This window comes from Streptomyces katrae (genome assembly GCF_000966975.1).
Classification (GTDB): domain Bacteria; phylum Actinomycetota; class Actinomycetes; order Streptomycetales; family Streptomycetaceae; genus Streptomyces; species Streptomyces katrae.
Map to the genome: position 1 here is coordinate 1 of NZ_JZWV01001658.1, position 1,328 is coordinate 1,328.

A 1,328-nucleotide genomic window follows, 5' to 3' on the forward strand; every position below is an offset into this window, starting at 1 on the left:
TCACCGGCACCCTGACCCGCCCCCAGCTCCTCGTCCTCGGCCGCCACGACCAGCACGGCCGGCTGCGCGCCGTGGGCCGGGCCGTACCACTACGCCCGGACATCTCCCGCCAGGTCGGCGAGCACCTCGCCGCGGCCGGACCCGGCCACCCCCTTCGAGGCGGTGCGGTTCGCCTCGGCCTGGGGAAGCCGTGAAGCCCTGGACGTGGTGCTCGTCCGCCCGGACCTGGTGGCGGAGGTCAGCACAGACCGGGCGGTTGACCTGGGCGTTTTCCGTCGCCCACGGAGGTTCCAGCGCATCCGGCCGGACGTGACCGTGGACGATGTCCCGCCCTTCGGTCAGGGGGCGGCTGCGGCGGCTGGCTGACCGGCCCGGCACAGGCCGGGCGAACGAGCCGGATCGTATTAAGCCGAGGAACAGCAAACGGCTCGCCGTAGGGGGTTGTCGGCAGGTGATGGCTGCAGCGTTAGCGTGGTGTCCCCTTTCGGGTGATCAACGGCGTGATGTCCCTGGAGTGAGCGAGATGATATGGGACGTTTGCAGGTGGTATTTCCCTACTAGGAGAGGAAGAGGTAGGCCCTGTGGTGACTCAGACGGAACGTGACCGTTTCCACGCGATGTTCAAGAAGGTCGACGTCGACGGTGACGGTGTGATCGAGCAGGTCGACATCGACCAGATGGTCCAGGGCGCACTGGCAAGGACCACGACCCATCTCGGTTCCCCGGAATGGCGGCGGGTGACGGACCTGGGCAACCAGCTGTGGTACATGCTGCAGAAGGATGCGGACACGGACGGTGACAGCCGGGTCACGGCCCGGGAGTTCGTCGCGGCATACCGCCGCCCCGACTTCCGCGACCAGGTCGCCGTCCCCTTCGAGCTGGCACTCCTGGAGATGGCCGGCAGCGACACCGGCGGCAGGATCTCACTGGGGGAGTGGCTGACCTGGCAGGAGGCCAAGGGCCTCTCCCAGATGGAGTCCCTCCAGGAGTTCCAGGAGATCGACGCCGACGGCGACGGCTTCCTCACCCGCGAGGAGTGCGCCCAGCACGTCAAGCAGTCCTACGCAGCCCAGTAAAGCGGATAGGGCCATCGGCCGTGCTGGCGTACTGCCCGGCACGGCCGATATGTCATGCACACCTACTGGATCCGGCAGGGGACAAGACCCCGCCGCGGGATCGTGGAACTCCGCACAGGGCCGCAGGGAACGAGCAACAACAGCCCCGTCCTGCACTTTGACGACCACACCAGTGGTGCGCCCACACCGACACCACCGGCAAGCCCTACCTCAGCCAGGACGTGCTTGGCGAGCAGCGCCGCCGACAGGCCC

At 68.0% G+C, this 1,328-nt stretch carries 1 protein-coding gene and 1 pseudogene; both read left to right on the forward strand.

All coding sequences use genetic code 11. The annotated features are described in order from the left end of the window. Positions 1-194, forward strand: a pseudogene (locus tag VR44_RS39890) (ATP-dependent DNA ligase); the annotation flags it as partial. Between the two features lie 390 nt (positions 195-584). Then, positions 585-1,076: an EF-hand domain-containing protein gene (locus tag VR44_RS41835; RefSeq protein ID WP_157880568.1), complete on the forward strand. Its 492-nt coding sequence runs from the start codon at positions 585-587 to the stop codon at positions 1,074-1,076. Positions 1,077-1,328 lie beyond the last annotated feature (252 nt).